The organism is Pseudoalteromonas piscicida (genome assembly GCF_002208135.1).
Taxonomy (GTDB): Bacteria; Pseudomonadota; Gammaproteobacteria; order Enterobacterales; family Alteromonadaceae; genus Pseudoalteromonas; species Pseudoalteromonas piscicida_A.
Genome location: NZ_CP021646.1, coordinates 1,923,014 through 1,941,978, shown reverse-complemented (window position 1 = coordinate 1,941,978; position 18,965 = coordinate 1,923,014). Strand labels below are relative to the sequence as shown.

General features: G+C 43.1%; 15 protein-coding genes. 3 read left to right on the top strand and 12 right to left on the bottom strand.

All coding sequences use genetic code 11. The features are described from left to right. Positions 1-90 precede the first annotated feature (90 nt). The 7 genes from B1L02_RS09150 to cspD form a co-directional block, all read right to left on the bottom strand. Entirely contained in the window at positions 91-1,278 is a 1,188-nt protein-coding gene (locus B1L02_RS09150) for a cupin domain-containing protein (RefSeq protein WP_088530784.1), read from the bottom strand. Between the two features lie 353 nt (positions 1,279-1,631). After that, positions 1,632-3,002 (bottom strand): adenylosuccinate lyase, encoded by a 1,371-nt coding sequence (gene purB / locus B1L02_RS09145; protein ID WP_088530783.1) that lies wholly within the window; start codon positions 3,000-3,002, stop codon positions 1,632-1,634. 228 nt (positions 3,003-3,230) lie between these two features. Continuing rightward, positions 3,231-3,833: a high frequency lysogenization protein HflD gene (gene hflD, locus B1L02_RS09140; protein WP_088530782.1), complete on the bottom strand. Its 603-nt coding sequence runs from the start codon at positions 3,831-3,833 to the stop codon at positions 3,231-3,233. Further along, complete coding sequence (gene mnmA, locus B1L02_RS09135) at positions 3,833-4,933, bottom strand: tRNA 2-thiouridine(34) synthase MnmA (RefSeq protein WP_010379287.1); 1,101 nt, start codon at positions 4,931-4,933, stop codon at positions 3,833-3,835. The genes hflD and mnmA overlap by 1 nt, the downstream gene beginning before the upstream one ends. A 114-nt stretch (positions 4,934-5,047) precedes the next feature. Further along, positions 5,048-5,716 (bottom strand): pseudouridine synthase, encoded by a 669-nt coding sequence (locus B1L02_RS09130; RefSeq protein ID WP_088530781.1) that lies wholly within the window; start codon positions 5,714-5,716, stop codon positions 5,048-5,050. Between the two features lie 111 nt (positions 5,717-5,827). Continuing rightward, positions 5,828-8,047: an NADP-dependent isocitrate dehydrogenase gene (locus tag B1L02_RS09125; protein WP_088530780.1), complete on the bottom strand. Its 2,220-nt coding sequence runs from the start codon at positions 8,045-8,047 to the stop codon at positions 5,828-5,830. A 493-nt stretch (positions 8,048-8,540) separates the two neighbouring features. Continuing rightward, the gene (gene cspD, locus B1L02_RS09120) at positions 8,541-8,759 is read right to left on the bottom strand and encodes a cold shock domain-containing protein CspD (RefSeq protein ID WP_010379294.1); all 219 of its coding nucleotides are present in this window, start codon (positions 8,757-8,759) and stop codon (positions 8,541-8,543) included. Between the two features lie 199 nt (positions 8,760-8,958). On the opposite strand from cspD, the gene clpS reads away from it, so the two are divergent. Then, on the top strand, positions 8,959-9,276 hold the full coding sequence (clpS, locus tag B1L02_RS09115; RefSeq protein WP_088530779.1) for an ATP-dependent Clp protease adapter ClpS: 318 nt from the start codon (positions 8,959-8,961) through the stop codon (positions 9,274-9,276). Positions 9,277-9,304: 28 nt separating this feature from the next. Further along, positions 9,305-11,569: an ATP-dependent Clp protease ATP-binding subunit ClpA gene (gene clpA / locus B1L02_RS09110; RefSeq protein WP_088530778.1), complete on the top strand. Its 2,265-nt coding sequence runs from the start codon at positions 9,305-9,307 to the stop codon at positions 11,567-11,569. 1,016 nt (positions 11,570-12,585) lie between these two features. Here the strand turns inward: clpA and infA are convergent. The 4 genes from infA to trxB form a co-directional block, all read right to left on the bottom strand. Beyond that, positions 12,586-12,804 carry a translation initiation factor IF-1 gene (gene infA, locus B1L02_RS09105; protein WP_002962494.1) on the bottom strand — a complete coding sequence of 73 codons (219 nt, stop codon included), beginning with the start codon at positions 12,802-12,804 and terminating at the stop codon, positions 12,586-12,588. A 305-nt stretch (positions 12,805-13,109) separates the two neighbouring features. Next, the gene (locus B1L02_RS09100; protein WP_088530777.1) at positions 13,110-13,841 is read right to left on the bottom strand and encodes an arginyltransferase; all 732 of its coding nucleotides are present in this window, start codon (positions 13,839-13,841) and stop codon (positions 13,110-13,112) included. After that, positions 13,834-14,550 carry a leucyl/phenylalanyl-tRNA--protein transferase gene (aat, locus tag B1L02_RS09095; protein WP_088530776.1) on the bottom strand — a complete coding sequence of 239 codons (717 nt, stop codon included), beginning with the start codon at positions 14,548-14,550 and terminating at the stop codon, positions 13,834-13,836. The genes B1L02_RS09100 and aat overlap by 8 nt, the downstream gene beginning before the upstream one ends. Positions 14,551-14,639: 89 nt before the next feature. Next, positions 14,640-15,593 (bottom strand): thioredoxin-disulfide reductase, encoded by a 954-nt coding sequence (gene trxB / locus B1L02_RS09090; protein WP_017217521.1) that lies wholly within the window; start codon positions 15,591-15,593, stop codon positions 14,640-14,642. A gap of 286 nt (positions 15,594-15,879) precedes the next feature. Between trxB and pssA the strand changes: the two genes are divergently transcribed. Then, the gene (gene pssA, locus B1L02_RS09085) at positions 15,880-17,205 is read left to right on the top strand and encodes a CDP-diacylglycerol--serine O-phosphatidyltransferase (RefSeq protein ID WP_088530775.1); all 1,326 of its coding nucleotides are present in this window, start codon (positions 15,880-15,882) and stop codon (positions 17,203-17,205) included. A 49-nt stretch (positions 17,206-17,254) separates the two neighbouring features. Here the strand turns inward: pssA and asnB are convergent, their stop codons facing one another. After that, a complete protein-coding gene (asnB, locus tag B1L02_RS09080; RefSeq protein WP_088530774.1) occupies positions 17,255-18,925 on the bottom strand; it encodes an asparagine synthase B in 1,671 nt (556 codons plus the stop codon). Positions 18,926-18,965: the final 40 nt, after the last annotated feature.

Genomic DNA, 18,965 nt, shown 5'->3' with positions numbered 1-18,965 from the left:
ACAAGCTAGAGCTAGCGAAAACCCTGAAGTTCAAGGGTTTCGCGGCATATTGTTATTTTTGTGAACGCGGCTATCTTGTTCTAACAGGCTCTACTCCCAGCCCTCATCGAAGTCAGCATCGGCTGGATCACTGTCTTCAACGAAGTAGGTCCCATCATTAATCAGTTTAGTTAACGTTTGTTTAAATTCCAAACTATTTAATGCAGGAATTATTGCATTAAACTCAAACACAACATGATCGCTTAGCTGCTTTACGGCATCTAAACAATGATGGTCTAATTCATAGTTTTCACCATTAACACTGAACAAAATATGATCGTCACAGATTTGGTAAATAGCACGTACTCCACCAGCGCGATAAACCAATGGGTTATCTTTAGCGATCTCGAGAAGCTCCTGGGGATCAATTATGGGGTCTAATGGCGCGAGGTCCATCTCATGTTTTGGTTCGCTGAGTGTTTTTCCAAGCCATTGACTGTATAGTGCCTTATCTTCAAGTAAAGCATTGAGCAGAGACTTTATCTGCTGTTGGTCGCTGCAGGTTACTTCGCCGATAGACGCTCTGAGTTGTAACGCTGGATCGCTAAAACGACGTTTGCCAGCTTCCATATCAATAACGTGATCGGCAAAGCTAGAAAGCAAATCTTTTTGATCAGGCGCCCTAAAGCCAACAGAGTAGTTTAAAGCGTCCTCAACCGCATAACCTTCGTGAGGGCAAGCTGGTGGAATATATAAGATATCACCCGGTTCAAGAATCGCATCAATGACTGCTTCAAATTGTTCTACTTGCAATAGACTCTTGTTCTGCGCAAATTGCTTTAGACTGTTATCGCGTTCGCCAACTCGCCAATGACGTTTACCTTGTCCTTGAATTATAAAAACATCATATTGATCTAAGTGCGGACCAACGCCGCCACCAGGCGTCGAAAAGCTGATCATCAAATCGTCTATACGCCAATTTGGTATGAATCTAAACGCTTCTATTAATTGTGCGGCTTGTGGGTGCCAGTGATCAACGGCTTGGACCAATAGAGTGCTGTTGCTATCGGTGAGTAAATCAAATTGTTCAAAAGGGCCGTGATGGGCTTCCCAGTTATCATTGTAATTAGTAACAATTCGAGATTCTATGCATTCTTCAGTTGCAAGGCCGGCAAGTTCTTCTGGCTCAATTGGGTCTTCAAAGTCTCGGAATCCTTGTTTGATGAGTAATGGCTTCTTTTGCCAATACTGGGCAAGAAATTGTTCGAAGGTAAGGTCATTTATTTGCAGTTGATACATAGGGAAATTCCAGTAATAAAAAAGCGAAAGAGTGCACTCTTTCGCTTATTCTATACTAGGGCCTGTTGACCTTCGCTGTTTTATTTTTGTTCTTCTGAGTGTGTTTTGGTCGCGACGCTCGACTTGCCGCCTAGTGATCTAGGCAAAAGTTGAGCAACAATGAACAAAGCGCACTCAGGTGAACCCAAAGGGCAGCGCTTGATTGGCATTTCTACTGTGTTATCGCCTGAGTCACATAGCACAACTATGCTACGCAGGCTCTGCCTTGTATAAATACCAATCAAACTGCTGCAAAAACAAACTTGAAAGATAAACAGGCCCTAATTAGTATAAAAACTAGTGTCGCTTTATACTTAGTTTAGTTCGTCAATGAACGCTTCAGCACGACCAATATAGTTTGCTGGCGTCATTTCTTTCATTTGTGCTTTTACTTCATTTGGCAAGTTTAGGTTATCGATGAAGTCAGCCATGATTTCTTTGTTTACGCGTTTACCACGAGTAAGATCTTTTAGCTTTTCATATGGCTTTTCGATACCGTACTTGCGCATTACCGTTTGGATTGGCTCTGCAAGTAGTTCCCAGTTATCATCAAGCTCAGCAAGTAAACGCTCAGCATTAACTTCTAACTTGCTAACGCCTTTTAGCGTTGCTTGATACGCGATAAGTGCATAACCCATGCCAACACCTAGGTTACGTAGAACCGTTGAGTCAGTTAGGTCACGTTGCCAGCGTGAGACTGGTAGCTTTTGTGCAAGATGCGCAAAGATAGCGTTAGCAATGCCAAGGTTACCTTCAGAGTTTTCAAAGTCGATAGGGTTAACTTTGTGAGGCATTGTTGAAGAACCAATCTCACCAGCAATGGTTTTTTGCTTGAAGTGGTTTAGCGCGATATAACCCCAAACGTCACGGTCAAAGTCAATTAAGATAGTATTGAAGCGTGCAATCGCATCGAATAGCTCAGCGATATAGTCATGCGGTTCGATTTGCGTTGTGAACGGGTTCCAAGTCAGACCAAGGCTTGATACAAAACGTTCACTGTGTGCATGCCAATCGTAATCTGGGTAAGCGCTTAGGTGAGCGTTATAGTTACCAACGGCACCATTGATTTTACCAAGCATTTGTACGTTAGCGATTTGCTGACGTTGACGTTGCAGACGAACATACACGTTTGCAAACTCTTTACCCATGGTTGACGGCGACGCAGGTTGGCCATGTGTACGAGTCATCATTGGAATTGACTTATACTCAACCGCTTTGTCTTTGATTGCGCTCAGTAGCTCATCACAATATGGCAGTAATACCGTGTCACGCGCTTCGGTTAGCATTAGACCATGAGAAAGGTTGTTGATGTCCTCAGAAGTACACGCGAAATGAATGAATTCATTGACGGCATTTAGCTCGGCATTACCAGCTACTTTTTCTTTAAGAAGGTATTCTACAGCTTTAACGTCGTGGTTAGTGGTGCGCTCAATCTCTTTTACGCGTGCGGCGTCTGCTTCGCTGAAGTTTTCAACGATGCTATCAAGAAGTGCATTGGCTTCATCACTGAAAGCGGGTACTTCTTTAATGGCGTCGCTGCTCGCTAGCGCTTGTAGCCAACGAACTTCTACGATGACGCGGTATTTGATCAAGCCAAATTCACTGAAGATGCTTCTCAGTTCTTTGGTCTTGCTACCATAGCGACCATCCACAGGAGAGATAGCGGTTAACGCTGAAAGCTCCATAATAACTCCTAACTATTTGTTTTTGAACGATACTTAGATAGTGGCATAAGAGGCCACTACGAATTTTATACCAATTTGATTAATTAAGTGATCTATTTTGAGGCAAGAAAATCTAGTCGATAACAAGGCAAAAATTTTGCTATTTAGTTGTTCTAAATAAGAAATTTTTGACGCTGTTAGCGTCTGATTTGCTCCTTCAAATTGAGCAAGTATTAAGATAACTTGGTATTATATATAACTTTTTGCAGCAGTAATGATTTTCTTTTTCGCAAAAAAGAAATGACGACGTTTACCGCCAAGCTGGCGCCACAGTACTGCACTACGGATCCCAGCAAGTAATAGCGCCCGAATTTTTTGTTGTGTTGCTGTTTGTTTTAATAACTCAGGCTTACCAAATACTTGGATCTTAGGGCCAAGAGGGCTTATCACTTGACCGTAAGTATCGGCAAGCGCTGCGACAACTTGGCTTTCAAAGACATCAAAGTGTAATAACTGGCGCTCGACTTGCTGAATTTTTTGAGCTAATAAATCAAGAGATTTGCTATCGTTACTTAGCACACGCTCTAATTGCATCATAGCGCCAACATACTTAACCATTTCAACGTCTTTTTCGCCGCCAGCCGAAAGCTGCTCGATTAGCGTTCGACAGCCTGTTTTGATGGCAAATTTGTCTGGATAGACGTCCTCAGGGCGCTCAGGGGAAGTGTTAATAATGCTTTTTAAAAAGCCCTCAACTTCGTTTTCATTGAAGGTGCCGTAACGCGCACATTTTTGTACTAGCTTACTGATTTGGCACATTGCGGCCAGAGGCATTACGTATTGGTTTTGCATTATTTAATCACCGACTCAATAATACCGCCGCCAAGGCACACGTCATTTGCGTAGAATACCGCAGATTGTCCGGGAGTTACGGCTTTTTGTGGCTCATCGAATAGCACACGTGCCATACCATCTTGGCCAACTAATAACGTACAAGGAATGTCGGTTTGGCGATAACGTGTTTTTACCGTACAGCGAGTTGTACCTTGCGGACCTACGCGGTCGACCCAATGTAGTTGATTTGCGTTTAAACCGTTGCTGAACAGGCGAGGGTGGTTTTTACCTTGACCAACAACTAGTACATTACGTTCGATATCTTTATCTACCACATACCAAGGTTCGCCGTTGCCTTCTTTAGAACCACCAATTAATAGACCCTTACGTTGACCTAGCGTGTGGTACATCAAGCCTTCATGTTCACCAACATGATTACCTTCACAATCTTCAATCACACCAGGCTGCGCGGGTAAAAATTTGGCAAGGAAGTCTTTAAATTTGCGCTCACCGATAAAGCAGATCCCGGTTGAATCTTTTTTATCGTGTGTGATTAAGCCTTGGTCTTCTGCAATTTTACGCACTTCTGGCTTTTCAATTTCACCCACAGGGAAGAGTGTTTGCGCAATATGTTCATGGCTTAATGTGTAAAGGAAATAGCTTTGATCTTTGTTCTCGTCATCTCCACGAAGCATAACGAATTTACCGTCACGCTCTGCGCGACGAACATAGTGGCCAGTTGCGATATAGTCCGCACCCAACGCTTCTGCTGCAAACTGTAAAAAGGCTTTAAATTTGATTTCTTTGTTGCACATGATGTCTGGGTTTGGTGTACGGCCAGCCTTGTATTCTTCAAGGAAGTGTTCAAACACATTGTCCCAGTATTCAGCAGCAAAGTTTACGGTGTGTAGCTCAATACCTAACTTATCACACACTGCCTGAGCATCTTTTAGATCTTCAGCTGCTGCACAATACTCATCATTGTCATCTTCTTCCCAGTTCTTCATAAACAGGCCTTCTACTTGGTAGCCTTGTTGTTTTAAAAGGTAGGCAGATACAGAAGAATCTACACCGCCGGACATTCCGACAATGACTTTAATGTGACTATTATCGCTCATAATTTCGCTATTAATCTTAATGCTCAGATAGAAAGCGCTTATTATACTCAAATCTCTTTAAATTGCACGTCCGTGAGCTGTTCAAGCGCAGGAGAAAAGTCCCAGTAGGAAATGCTAAAGCACTCGATATTCACCGTTTTTAAGATCGCCCAGACTATATTTGCCTATTTGTGCGCGAATCAGTCTAAGCGTAGGATGACCAATATGCGCCGTCATACGACGAACTTGTCTATTACGTCCTTCTTTGATGGAAATAGAAAGCCAGGTTGTCGGGATATTTTTTCGTTCTCTAATCGGCGGGTTACGTGGCCAAACATTGGGCTCAGTTATTACTTCCACTTTGGCAGGTAAAGTTGGACCATCTTTTAGTTCTACACCGTTTTTAAGCGCATTTAGGCTTTCGTCACTTGGCTCTCCTTCGACCTGAACCCAATAGGTTTTATATGTCGATTTTTTAGGAGAAGTCAGGGTGTTTTGTAATTTACCGCAGTTGGTCAGTAGCAATAGTCCCTCACTATCTCTATCCAAGCGACCTGCAGCATAGACATCTTTGATATCAATAAAATCAGCCAATGTTTGACGATTTTGATCATCAGTAAACTGACACAAAACATCAAAAGGCTTATTAAATAGAACGACTTTTACTTGCTCTGGCGGTAGGGCGGGTTTTGACAGCCGATTAGTTATTGGCTTTTTCCGTGCTGTGTTGTGTCTAGAGAATGCGGGCTTATTAGCATGTGACTTTCTTTTGTTATTTGTATTGGCTCTACTACTTGTGTTCATCGCCACATTCCTAAGGTTCACGAAAAACGGTATTTTAGCGCAATTGCTCGCGAGTGTCGCCTGAAAGCAAAAAAGCGACCCTAGGGCCGCTTTTTGACTGTTATCTGAAGATTACAGTGACGCTAGTACGTCGTTAAATACCGCTGAAGGACGCATCGCTGCAAACGCTTTGTCATCTTCTGGCTGGAAATAACCACCAACATCCATTGCTTGGCCTTGTGCTTCATTCAGTGCAGCAACAATATCAGCCTCTTTTGCTGTCAGTTCTGCAGCAACATTTTCAAACTTAGCTTTAAGCTCTGCATCTTTGTCTTGTGCAGCCAGCTCTTGAGCCCAGTACATTGCAAGATAGAAATGGCTACCGCGGTTATCAAGTTCTTTCACTTTACGTGAAGGTGACTTGTTTTCATCTAAGAATTTAGCCGTTGCTGCATCTAGTGTATCTGCAAGTACTTGTGCCTTAGCATTACCCGTTGTTTGGCTCAAATGCTCAAAAGAAGCAGCAAGTGCAAGGAATTCGCCTAGCGAGTCCCAACGCAAGTGGTTTTCTTTTTCGAATTGTTGTACGTGTTTAGGCGCAGAACCACCCGCACCAGTTTCAAATAAGCCACCGCCATTCATGAGTGGAACGATGGATAGCATTTTTGCACTCGTACCAAGCTCTAAAATCGGGAATAGGTCAGTTAGGTAATCACGTAACACGTTACCTGTTACTGAAATGGTATCTTCGCCTTTTTTCATGCGCTCAAGTGAGTATAGCGTTGCGTCTACTGGTGCTTTGATTAAGATTTCAAGGCCGTCAGTGTCATGCTCTGGAAGATACGCGTTTACCTTTTTGATCAGTTCAGCGTCGTGAGCACGGGCTTCGTCTAACCAGAAAACGGCCGGCGTATTTGTCGCGCGAGCACGATTAACCGCTAGTTTTACCCAGTCTTTGATAGGTGCATCTTTCACCTGACACATACGCCAGATATCGCCTTCTTCAACGGTGTGTTCAAGTAAGGTGTTACCTGCAGCATCTACCACACGGATTGTGCCAGCTGATGGCGCTTCAAACGTTTTGTCGTGTGAACCGTACTCTTCCGCTTTTTGTGCCATTAGACCGACGTTAGGAATTGTACCCATAGTACGTGGGTCAAATGCACCATTTTCTTTACAGAAATCGATAGTTGCGCCGTACACACCTGAGTAACAACGATCAGGGATCACAAAAGCAGTATCTTGTTGCTTACCTTCGGCATTCCACATCTGCCCGCTTGAACGAATTGCTGCAGGCATTGATGCATCGATGATCACGTCGCTAGGCACATGCAGGTTTGTAATACCACGGTCAGAGTCTACCATTGCGATATCAGGTGCTGTTTCGTAAACCGCTGCAAGGTCAGCTTCAATTTCTTTGCGCTTCGCGTCGTCCAACGACTCAATTTTTGAGTACACGTCGCCAACACCGTTGCTTGCATCAACACCGATTTCAGCAAATGTCGCCGCATGCTTCTCGAATACGTCTTTGTAGAATACTTTTACAGCATGGCCAAAGATGATTGGATCTGACACCTTCATCATGGTTGCTTTCATGTGCAGCGAGAATAAAACGCCTTTATCTTTTGCTTCTTGGACTTGCGCTGCTAAGAATTCACGTAGTGCCTGTACACTCATACGAGAGGCGTCAATGATTTCACCCGCAAGTAGTGGTGTGCTTTGTTTAAGTACGGTGATGTCACCGTTGCTCGCTACGTGCTCAATACGAACATCTGTCGCTTCAGCAACCGTTACTGACTGTTCAGAACCGAAGAAGTCACCGTCTGTCATTGATGCAACATAAGACTGAGAGTCTTTCGACCAAGCACCCATTGAATGCGGGTTTTTACGAGCATAGCCTTTTACTGAAGTTGGAGCACGACGATCTGAGTTACCTTCACGTAGTACAGGGTTTACTGCACTACCTTTGATTTTGTCATAACGTGCTTTAACATCTGCTTCTTCGTCTGTTTTCGCTTCAGAAGGGTACTCTGGCAGCGCGTAGCCTTTAGCTTGCAATTCCTTAATCGCTGCGCGAAGTTGTGGAATTGAAGCACTGATATTAGGTAACTTGATGATGTTAGCTTCAGGCGTTTTAGCAAGTGCGCCTAGCTCAGCTAGTGCATCACCAATACGTTGTTCTTCTTTTAAGTATTCAGGGAAAGTTGCAATAATACGTCCTGCAAGTGAAATATCGCGAGTTTCTACTTCGATATTTGCAGGCTTAGTGAATGCTTGGATGATTGGCAATAGCGAGTAAGTTGCGAGAGCCGGGGCTTCATCTGTTTTGGTATAGATAATTTTCGATGTCATCATCATTCCTAGATAGTTGTGGGTTTTTACGCCGTTCAACAATTGCTAATAGGACTAAGCGACGCAATTTTTCACACTCAACAACATGTCGTTGCAGTCGGATTAAACTGGACCGATTCACTAAGCGATTAGTGAAAGACGCAAAAAAACCTCGACAATCCTCGTTAGAATCGGTGCCTAGGTAGCGCAGCATTAGCAAGTTTGTTAGGTATTTATACTTTTTGGCTTATTACAATACCTACTGTTTATTCAGCATTGAAACGCATCAAAGTAGCAATATCTAACCAACCTGAGGTTGACTTTGCAAGCGTGCTTTAGTCTAACAGTGTTTGCATATGGGGGCTAATTATTAAATTTAAAGTGTAAAAGTGAAAAGTTATAACAAGAGTAATAAGAAAGGGCTGAAAATTTCTTTTAAATTTTGTGGAGTGATTCAAAGAGAGGAATAAGCGAGCACTCATGTAACCCGCTTTAGCCAAAAACTACTTAACACTTAAACAACATCTTCCGTAATCGGAGCGATGTTAGTTGCGTGTAGACCCTTGGGTCCTTGTTGTAGCTCGAATGATACATCCTGACCAGCTTTAAGCGTCTTGTATCCATCCATTACAATCGTTGAGTAATGAGCAAAGATATCTTCGTCACTGCCGTCTTCTACGATGAAACCAAACCCTTTGGCGTTATTGAACCATTTGACTTTTCCGCAAGCCATACTTCTACATCCTTCTATAAGTTGACTAAATTAAAGTTAATCTACTCTTTTAATTTTGCTAAACTGCCCATAGATTAGACAGTCATGTAAGACTGTAGTTTATATGAGCAAGCAGTCAAGTATTTTGCTCTTTTTTTTAACATTTTATTTATTTCTCAAATCTATTTGCTTGAGTATATAAGACAAGACTATATTTATTATGAGTGGGACAAAAGATTCGGGTGTATTGGACGCCATTCGCGAGGAACAGAAGCAGCAGCTTCAACCACCGCGAAAATATAAAGTGATTTTGAATAATGATGATTACACGCCCATGGATTTTGTTGTCGAGGTATTGACAACATTCTTCAATATGGATAGCGAGAGAGCAACTGAGGTGATGCTTGAAGTGCATCACAAGGGAAAAGCGGTATGTGGAGTATACCCTGCTGACATAGCCCATACTAAGGCTGAGCAGGTAAACCGATATGCTCGTGACAACGAGCACCCGCTGCTCTGTAGTTGTGAGCAGGAATGACCTATAAATTTCTTGTTGGGGGTTGCCAATGCTAAACAAAGACTTAGAACTTACTCTTAATGCCGCGTTTCGCGAGGCCCGTTCTCGCCGTCACGAGTTTATGACGGTTGAGCATTTATTACTTGCATTGATCGATAACCCCTCTGCTAGTGAGGCGCTAGATGCCTGTGGTGTCGATATGGATACCTTGAAGCGCGAGTTATCAGAGTTTATTGATGAAACTACGCCTGTTATTCCAGATTTAGAGGAAGACAGAGAGACACAACCAACACTTGGTTTTCAGCGTGTGCTACAACGTGCTGTATTCCATGTTCAATCTTCTGGTCGCTCAGAAGTGACAGGGGTAAATGTACTTGTTGCGATTTTTTCTGAGCAAGAAAGTCAAGCTGTTTACTTACTGAAAAAGGCCGACGTGAGTCGCCTAGATATCGTTAATTTCATTAGTCATGGCATCTCTAAAATTGAAGATGATCATGAGCAAGACGATCATGAAGAGATGCAGGACGATAGCGGTGAAATGCAGCAGGAAGAGAAAACCAAGCTGGAAAATTTCACTTCCAATCTAAATGTTCAAGCAGAGTCCGGCCGTATAGACCCGCTTGTTGGTCGTGATGAGGAAGTTGAACGTACGGTTCAGGTGCTGTGCCGTCGTAAGAAAAACAACCCGCTACTTGTTGGTGAAGCCGGGGTTGGTAAAACCGCGATCGCTGAAGGCTTAGCGTATCGAATCGTTAATAATCAGGTACCAGACGTGATTGCTGATGCAGTGGTGTACTCACTAGATATGGGAGCATTGCTTGCAGGTACTAAATATCGTGGTGACTTTGAGAAGCGTTTCAAAGCGCTATTGAAAGAACTTCAATCAAAACCTCACGCGATATTATTTATTGACGAAATCCATACTATTATCGGCGCTGGTGCCGCCTCCGGTGGTGTGATGGATGCGTCTAACCTAATTAAGCCACTGTTATCGAGCGGGCAGCTTCGCTGTATGGGTTCGACAACGTACTCTGAATTCAAGAATATTTTTGAGAAAGATAGAGCATTGGTGCGCCGCTTCCAGAAAATCGACGTGGTTGAGCCAAGTGTCGAAGACACCACTAAGATCTTACATGGTTTGAAAGAGCGTTATGAAGAGCACCACGGCATCCGTTACACGCAAAAAGCGCTAAAAGCGGCTGCTGAACTAAGTGCTAAATATATCAATGAGCGGCATTTGCCCGATAAAGCAATCGATGTTATCGATGAAGCTGGGGCAAGCCAAAGACTACAACCAACTTCAAGACGCAAGAAAACGATTAACGTGTCGGATATTGAAGCGATTGTGTCTAAAATGGCACGTATTCCGCAACAAAGTGTGTCATCTAGTGATAAAGAAACACTTAAGAATCTTGATCGTAACTTAAAGATGTTGGTGTTTGGTCAAGATGAGTCGATCGACGCGTTAACATCAGCAATTCGCCTATCACGCTCTGGTCTTGCTAATGAAGACAAGCCTGTAGGTTCATTCTTGTTTGCAGGTCCTACAGGGGTCGGTAAAACTGAAGTAACCAAGCAACTTGCTAAGTGTATGGGCATAGAATTTATTCGCTTCGACATGTCTGAGTACTCTGAGCGCCATGCCGTTAGCCGCTTAATTGGTGCGCCTCCGGGGTATGTTGGCTTTGAGCAGGGTGGATTGTTGACCGAGGCTGCAATCAAGCATCCACATGCTGTCGTGTTGCTCGATGAAATCGAGAAAGCACACCCAGACATCTACAACATTCTCTTGCAGGTTATGGACCATGGTACGCTGACAGACAACAACGGTCGTAAGGCAGACTTTAGAAATATTGTGTTGGTGATGACAACAAATGCGGGTGTTCAAGAGACTGTCCGTCAATCGATTGGATTCCAGCAGCAAGACTATTCTCATGATGCGATGGTAGAAATCAATAAGGTGTTTACGCCAGAGTTTAGAAACCGTTTGGATAACATCATTTGGTTCAACCATCTAGAGAAAGAGGTTATCTTGCAAGTTGTTGATAAATTCATTGTCGAGTTGCAAGCGCAGCTTGATAAGAAATCGGTTAACCTAGAACTTACAGCTCAAGCACGAGATTGGCTGGCAGATCTGGGTTATGACAAGGCAATGGGCGCGCGTCCAATGGCGAGAGTTATTCAGGACAATCTGAAAAAGCCACTTGCTAACGAAATCTTGTTTGGTCACTTGTCTGATGGTGGGACAGTGAAAGTCACAGTGAAAGACAACAAATTGTCCTTTGATTACCAAACGGAAGCGGTATCAGCATAAAACCTTTGAAGCATTTGATAAAAAAGCCCAGCACTGCTGGGCTTTTTGTTATCACTCAGTCTGATACTGTATTACAGCCTCGCAAACTCAGTGTTAGTCGTTCGTGTATACTAATTGCTTGAATGAACCAAGTATACCTAAGTAACATCAGCATTCTGAAGTCGCTTGGGTATCAATGAGTTTACGGCATCAACTTAGTATAAATCTACACACGCAGATTAACGAGCACGGAAGACTATAATGCTCCCTTTGATGGGGCGTAGGTTAGATAACTGCTTTAAACGACAAAAAGCCCAGCTATTCTGGGCTTTTTGTTATCACTCAGTCTGATACTGTATTACAGCCTCGCAAACTCAGTGTTAGTCGTTCGTGTATACTAATTGCTTGAATGAACCAAGTATACCTAAGTAACATCAGCATTCTGAAGTCGCTTGGGTATCAATGAGTTTACGGCATCAACTTAGTATAAATCTACACACGCAGATTAACGAGCACGGAAGACTATAATGCTCCCTTTGATGGGGCGTAGGTTAGATAACTGCTTTAAACGACAAAAAGCCCAGCTATTCTGGGCTTTTTGTTATCACTCAGTTTGATGCGGTATTACAGCCTCGCAAACTGAGTGTTAGTCGTTCGTGTATACTAATAGCTTGAATGAACCAAGTATACCTAAGTAACATCAGCATTCTGAAGTCGCTTGGGTATCAATGAGTTTACGGCATCAACTTAGTATAAATCTACACACGCAGATTAACGAGCACGGAAGACTATAATGCTCCCTTTGATGGGGCGTAGGTTAGATAACTGCTTTAAACGACAAAAAGCCCAGCTATTCTGGGCTTTTTGTTATCACTCAGTTTGATGCGGTATTACAGCCTCGCAAACTCAGTGTTAGTCGTTCGTGTATACTAATAGCTTGAATGAACCAAGTATACCTAAGTAACATCAGCATTTTGAAGTCGCTTGGGTATCAATGAGTTTACGGCATCAACTTAGTATAAATCTACACACGCAGATTAACGAGCACGGAAGACAATACGTCCCTTCGATAGGTCGTAAGGCGTCATTTCAACAGTAACTTTGTCACCAGTTAAAATACGGATGTAGTTTTTGCGCATTTTTCCAGAAATATGTGCAACAACCACGTGACCATTTTCTAGTTCAACACGGAACATTGTGTTTGGTAGCGTATCAAGGACCGTGCCTTGCATTTCAATTACGTCTTCTTTCGCCATGTGTAGCGTATCACCTCTTGGTTAAATTAAACGATGCAGATTTTGCCCAAAAGCGGGGAATAAGTAAAGTTACAAGCTGATTTTTTGTTAATTTGGTCGTTTATTCAGCCAGTTTTACCAAAGTTTTTTGCTTATATTCCTAACGCATTCCAAAATCTGGAGCCTTGTAGGTAGGCAAGGGCGACATTCTAGCACAGGAAAGCCTGCTAGTAACGCATGTTTTTTGTTCATGCAACGCGTTAAGTGAGGTGTAAAAGGAGGTATATTCCTACATTTGAATTAAGGCATGCAGGAAAAACTAAGAACTAAGCACAAGATTGCGGGGCATCCGGATCAATATCTTGCCAAATATCTTTAACCAACTTTTGCGCTGGAACAAATTGGGTTTTGTAACGCATTTTCTTGCACTCGTCGATTTGATAACCCAAGTACAAATAGGGTTTATTCTGTTTGGCTGCCTGCTCTAACTGAGCCATGATCATGATAGTTCCGATACTTAGCGATTCATACTCAGGATCAAAAAAGGTGTAAATAGCAGACAATGAATAAGGCATTGAATCTGTTACCGCCACTGCAATTAACTTATCTTTGTGCCATAACTCGATAAAGACGATGTTCATCCAACGACAAAATAAGAAGCTCTCGTACTGGAGGCGGTTAGGTGGGTACATAGAGCCATCACAGTGGCGTAGACTGATATATTTCTCATATAGTGGATAGTACTCAGGTCGCTCCTGATGGCTAATAATTAGCTGATAATCATGTTTTAATTTATTGCGCTTGCGCTTTTGAGATTTACTTGGTTTAAATTCTTGAGCTAATACTCTTACTGATTGACAAGCTGAGCATGCGGGACAGTGCGGACGATAAATCTGATCTCCACTGCGGCGAAACCCTAATGCTAACAATTGTTCAAATCTATCTGGGCTGTAACAATTTGGGTCTAGAATAACCAGTAACTGTTCCTTCTGCTCAGGTAAATAACTACAACTAAATTGTTGGCTCAGTCCGATTTTAGAAGGAAAGTGTTCATTCATAGATAGCTTTCAACTCCTGAGGCTGCCACATTGATGATGGGATCTCAAATTGATCCGCCAATTTAAGTCTAGTCAAAAACTCTCTCCTTGGTACAACTTTTAATCCCAAACTTGTTAAATAAGGATTTTCGAGTTGGCAATCAATAAAATGTGCCTGATGGGCTTTGAGCCAATTTACCAGTGCCCACATCGCCATTTTGGAGGTGTTAGGTAAGGTGTGGAACATAGATTCACCACAAAATACACCAGACTGCATGATGCCATAGAGCCCACCAACGAGCTTGCCTTGATCCCATATCTCCACACTATGTGCTAATCCCTGAATGTGCGCTTGCTGATACGCGGCCAACATCGAATTTGTGATCCAAGTTCCCTCAGCGGCCATGCGTTGATTTCGACAAGCTTCAATCACTTGTGAAAAGGCAGTATTGATCGTAACGGTTGGATTGAGTTTGCGTTGGGCTTTTCTTAGCGTTTTACCACAGTGAAAATCTTGAAGCTCCAAGATGCCACGCTTGCTCGGACTCCACCACATGATCGGCTCACCTTCATTAAACCAAGGGAAGATCCCATTGGCATAAGCGTTCTTCAGTCGTCTTACCTGTAAACAACCTCCAATGGCAAGTAGTCCATCGGGTTCAGACAAGGCATAGTGATTTGGCGGAAAGCGAAAGTCATCGTGGGCGAGATGGAACAGTTGTTGGATCATTGAACAAACTACAAGATTGTTATTTATTTCAATATAGCAAATTAAGGCAAGGAGGGAAGAGGGTCAGTCTAGACTGACCCATTTATCAATTATTTTTGGCTGTCTAGGAAACGCTCTGCGTCTAGTGCAGCCATACAGCCCGTGCCTGCTGAAGTAATTGCCTGACGGTAAATGTGGTCAGACACATCGCCTGCTGCAAATACACCCTCTACACTTGTCTGTGTCGCGTTACCATTTAGGCCCGATTGCACAACCAAATAGCCATCTTTCATCTCCAGCTGGCCCTCAAACATGTCTGTGTTTGGTTTGTGGCCAATCGCGATGAAAACACCTGCAAGATCAAGTTGCTCTGTGGCTTCTGAGTCAGTATCTTTGATACGAATGCCTGTAACGCCCATATCATCACCTAACACTTCGTCTAACGTACGATTTAGGTGTAATACTACGTTACCATTCGCCGCTTTATCCATTAAGCGATCGGCAAGAATTTTTTCACTACGGAAAGAATCACGACGGTGAATAACATGTACTTCTTCTGCGATGTTTGATAGGTAAAGCGCTTCTTCAACTGCGGTATTACCACCACCTACAACCGCCACCTTTTGACCACGATAGAAGAATCCATCACAAGTCGCACAAGCAGATACGCCACGGCCCTGGAACGCTGTTTCTGACTCAAGACCGAGATATTTAGCTGATGCACCTGTTGCGATGATTAACGCATCACAAGTATAAGTACCTTGATCGCCCGTTAGCGTGAAAGGGCGCTTCGTCACGTCAACTTTGTTGATGTGATCGAAAATGATTTCAGTTTCAAAGCGCTCTGCATGCTCTTTCATACGATCCATGAGTGCAGGACCTGTTAAACCATGTGCATCACCAGGCCAGTTCTCGACTTCAGTTGTTGTAGTCAGCTGACCACCTTGCTGCATACCTGTGATTAATACTGGGTTTAAATTTGCTCGTGCTGCGTATACCGCGGCAGTGTAGCCCGCAGGACCCGAACCTAAAATCAACAGTTTGCAGTGTTTTGCATCGCTCATGTAATTTTCCTAACTAAATTCTAAAAAATGCTATTAAGCAAAAGTTTGTTCGATTCTATGTAATTCAATAGGGAAGTAAATAAAAAACCGTAATCTGATTTGGTATAAATTGGCAAGTTGTCAAAAAATTTGTACTGTTTTGTCCTAAATCGACTACACATTGAGCAATCTTGTTCAGTACTGGCAAAAAACAGCAGTATTTCATGACCTCAGGTTTTTTTTTTGATATGTTTTAGAGAATTTTGTTTTGCTATCACGAGTTGATAGCCTAATTGAAAAGGTACATATGGCATTTTGGCAGAATACCCCAGGCTTTGGGCTAAGTGCACAAGATTGTGAGGTGTTAACTGATGCTAAACAATATCATCAGACGCTTTTACAACTTATCTCACAGGCAAAGACGCGTATTTATATCACTGCACTTTATCTACAAGACGATGAGGCGGGTCGTGAGATATTGCACGCATTGCACCAGGCTGCACAGCAAAATCCAGACTTAACGGTGAAAGTGTTGGTTGATTTTCACCGTGCGCAACGAGGCCTCATTGGCGCTGAAAAGTCAGAAGGCAATGCCAAGCTATATTGTGATTTAAAAGAGCAGCTAGGCACTCAAGTTGAAGTGTACGGTGTGCCGGTAAAAGCAAAAGAGCTGTTTGGCGTGTTGCATTTAAAGGGGTTTGTTATTGACGACATCCTGCTTTACAGCGGCGCTAGTTTAAATAATGTCTATTTGCATCATGATGAAAAATACCGCCTAGACCGCTATTTTGTGATTCAACAAGCGCAACTCGCGGATAGCTTTTGCCACTTTACCGATCAAGTGCTGATAGCGTCCGACGCAGTGCCTAGACTTGACATCCGCCCATTACCGACTTTAGTTGATATTCGTACTGAGCAAAAACAGCTGATGAAACAGTTGAAAAAGGCCAGTTATGATATTTCAAAGGCGAACAGCAGAGATGGTCTAACGGTGCGTCCATTTTTAGGTTTTGGTCGCAGAACTAATAAGCTAAACCGTCTTATTAAGGCGCTTTTCGATACCACAGAACAAGAGTTGGTCCTTTACACCCCTTACTTCAATTTTCCGGCACCTCTTCTTCGTTCGTTACGTCGCTTACTGAAAACAGGTAGAAAGGTGACAATAGTGGTGGGGGATAAAACGGCAAATGATTTTTATATCAGTCCAGAGCAGCCATTTAGCCGAATTGGTGCACTCCCTTATTTGTACGAAACCATTTTGTATAAATTTATCAAGTCGCAACGCCGCTTCATCACTGCCGGGTTACTGGATGTGTATCTGTGGCAAGATGGCAACAACTCGTTCCACTTGAAGGGCGTGAGCAAAGATGGCAATACGCATTTGATGAGTGGTCATAACCTCAACCCAAGAGCGTGGGGGTTAGATATTGAAAATGGCATTCTAATAGAAGATCCCGACAAAGCATTGTTGTCTCAAATCGAGTTAGAAAAGCAAGAGATCTTAAAGCATTGCCGTCGCATTGAAAGCCACGATGATCTAGAGACGTTAGCGGATTATCCTGCACCAGTTAAAAAGCTCCTTGGTCAGGCTAAACGTGTGAAAGTCGACTTTATTATTAAGCGTTTTATTTAACTCATACTGAAGGAAAGTAAAAAAGGGACCATTGTCCCTTTTTACTTGTTTATTTTTGATTATACGCTTCGTTGTGTGAGCTTGCTGCGCGACCTGATGGATCGGCATTACGTTGGAACGACTCGTCCCAAGCCAGCGCTTCGGGTGTTGAACACGCCACAGACTTGCCGTGAGGAACACACTTGGCAGCCGCTTCTCCTGGGAAATGCGACTCAAAAATGGTGCGATAGTAATAGGCTTCTTTGCTATCCGGTGTATTGATTGGATAGCGGTAGTGAGCGTTTTCAAGATCCGAATCGCTCACTTGCTTACTGACATATTCTTTCAGTGAATCAATCCAGCTATAGCCTACGCCATCAGAAAACTGCTCTTTTTGGCGCCACAATACGTCACCGGGTAAATAACCATCAAACGCCTCGCGGATAACGTGTTTTTCGATACGGCCATCTTTACACATTTTGTAGTCTGGATTAGTGCGCATGGCAATATCGACAAATTCTTTATCTAAGAAGGGAACGCGCGCTTCGACACCCCAAGCCGCCATTGACTTATTTGCACGTAAGCAATCAAACATATGCAGTTTCGAGACCTTTCGATTTAGCTCGTTGTGAAATTCTTCAGCATTTGGTGCTTTGTGGAAATACAAATAGCCACCAAATAGTTCATCGGCCCCTTCGCCTGATAGTACCATTTTAATGCCCATTGCTTTAATGTAGCGTGCCATAAGATACATAGGGGTAGAGGCACGAATGGTTGTGACATCATAGGTCTCTAGGTGATAAACCACTTCTTTAAGCGCATCGATACCTTGCTGTACGGTAAAGTGAATGGGGTGGTGAACCGTGCCGATTTTGTCTGCTACCTTTTGTGCTGCTGCAAGATCGGGTGATCCTTCCAAGCCAATTGAAAATGAGTGAAGTTTTGGCCACCATGCGTCTGATGCGCCATCGTCTTCGATTCGCTTTGCAGCAAATTTTTGTGTGATAGCGGAAATCACAGAAGAATCCAGCCCACCAGACAACAAGACGCCATAGGGCACATCGCACATCAATTGGCGTTTTACAGCAGCTTCTAGCCCATTTTTAACCGCTTCGGGGCTTGCTTCATTGTCTTTTACAGCACTAAACGCTTGCCAGTCGCGTTGGTAATACTCTCTTGGACCCCCTTCTTTTGAATACCAATAATGGCCAGGAGGAAACTCTTCAATTTGTGTACAAATAGGTGTGAGCGCTTTCATTTCGCTGGCGACATAGAGGTTACCGCTTTGATCACGGCCAGTGTAAAGTGGAATAATACCGATGTGGTCACGACCAATTAAAAAAGCATCTTCCGTTTCATCGTACAAACAAAATGCAAAAATTCCATTGAGATCATCTAAAAACTCAGGGCCTTTTTGCTTGTATAGCGCCAAGATCACTTCACAGTCTGACTCTGTTTGAAATTCAAATGGAACGGTCAGTGCTCTTGCAAGCTCTTTATGATTATAAATTTCACCATTTACCGCCAAAATATGTGTTTTTTCAGGGTTAAATAATGGTTGTGCGCCGCTAGAAACGCCGACAATTGCCAAACGCTCATGAACTAAAATGGCTTTTTCACTTGAATAGACCCCTGACCAGTCGGGGCCACGGTGTCTTAGTTTTTTTGACATTTCGATCGCTTGCTCGCGAAGTGCAAGGGGATCGGTCTTGATGTCAAGTACGCCGAAAATTGAACACATATTTCCTCATTCCTATTGATGTGTTGATAATATCAACAAA

Excerpts from the sequence above, each read along its gene's own strand:
- B1L02_RS09150 (WP_088530784.1), bottom strand. The coding sequence starts at position 1,278 with ATGTATCAACTGCAAATAAATGACCTTACCTTCGAACAATTTCTTGCC.
- purB (WP_088530783.1), bottom strand. The coding sequence starts at position 3,002 with ATGGAGCTTTCAGCGTTAACCGCTATCTCTCCTGTGGATGGTCGCTAT.
- hflD (WP_088530782.1), bottom strand. The coding sequence starts at position 3,833 with ATGCAAAACCAATACGTAATGCCTCTGGCCGCAATGTGCCAAATCAGT.
- mnmA (WP_010379287.1), bottom strand. The coding sequence starts at position 4,933 with ATGAGCGATAATAGTCACATTAAAGTCATTGTCGGAATGTCCGGCGGT.
- B1L02_RS09130 (WP_088530781.1), bottom strand. The coding sequence starts at position 5,716 with ATGAACACAAGTAGTAGAGCCAATACAAATAACAAAAGAAAGTCACAT.
- B1L02_RS09125 (WP_088530780.1), bottom strand. The coding sequence starts at position 8,047 with ATGACATCGAAAATTATCTATACCAAAACAGATGAAGCCCCGGCTCTC.
- cspD (WP_010379294.1), bottom strand. The coding sequence starts at position 8,759 with ATGGCTTGCGGAAAAGTCAAATGGTTCAATAACGCCAAAGGGTTTGGT.
- clpS (WP_088530779.1), top strand. The coding sequence starts at position 8,959 with ATGAGTGGGACAAAAGATTCGGGTGTATTGGACGCCATTCGCGAGGAA.
- clpA (WP_088530778.1), top strand. The coding sequence starts at position 9,305 with ATGCTAAACAAAGACTTAGAACTTACTCTTAATGCCGCGTTTCGCGAG.
- infA (WP_002962494.1), bottom strand. The coding sequence starts at position 12,804 with ATGGCGAAAGAAGACGTAATTGAAATGCAAGGCACGGTCCTTGATACG.
- B1L02_RS09100 (WP_088530777.1), bottom strand. The coding sequence starts at position 13,841 with ATGAATGAACACTTTCCTTCTAAAATCGGACTGAGCCAACAATTTAGT.
- aat (WP_088530776.1), bottom strand. The coding sequence starts at position 14,550 with ATGATCCAACAACTGTTCCATCTCGCCCACGATGACTTTCGCTTTCCG.
- trxB (WP_017217521.1), bottom strand. The coding sequence starts at position 15,593 with ATGAGCGATGCAAAACACTGCAAACTGTTGATTTTAGGTTCGGGTCCT.
- pssA (WP_088530775.1), top strand. The coding sequence starts at position 15,880 with ATGGCATTTTGGCAGAATACCCCAGGCTTTGGGCTAAGTGCACAAGAT.
- asnB (WP_088530774.1), bottom strand. The coding sequence starts at position 18,925 with ATGTGTTCAATTTTCGGCGTACTTGACATCAAGACCGATCCCCTTGCA.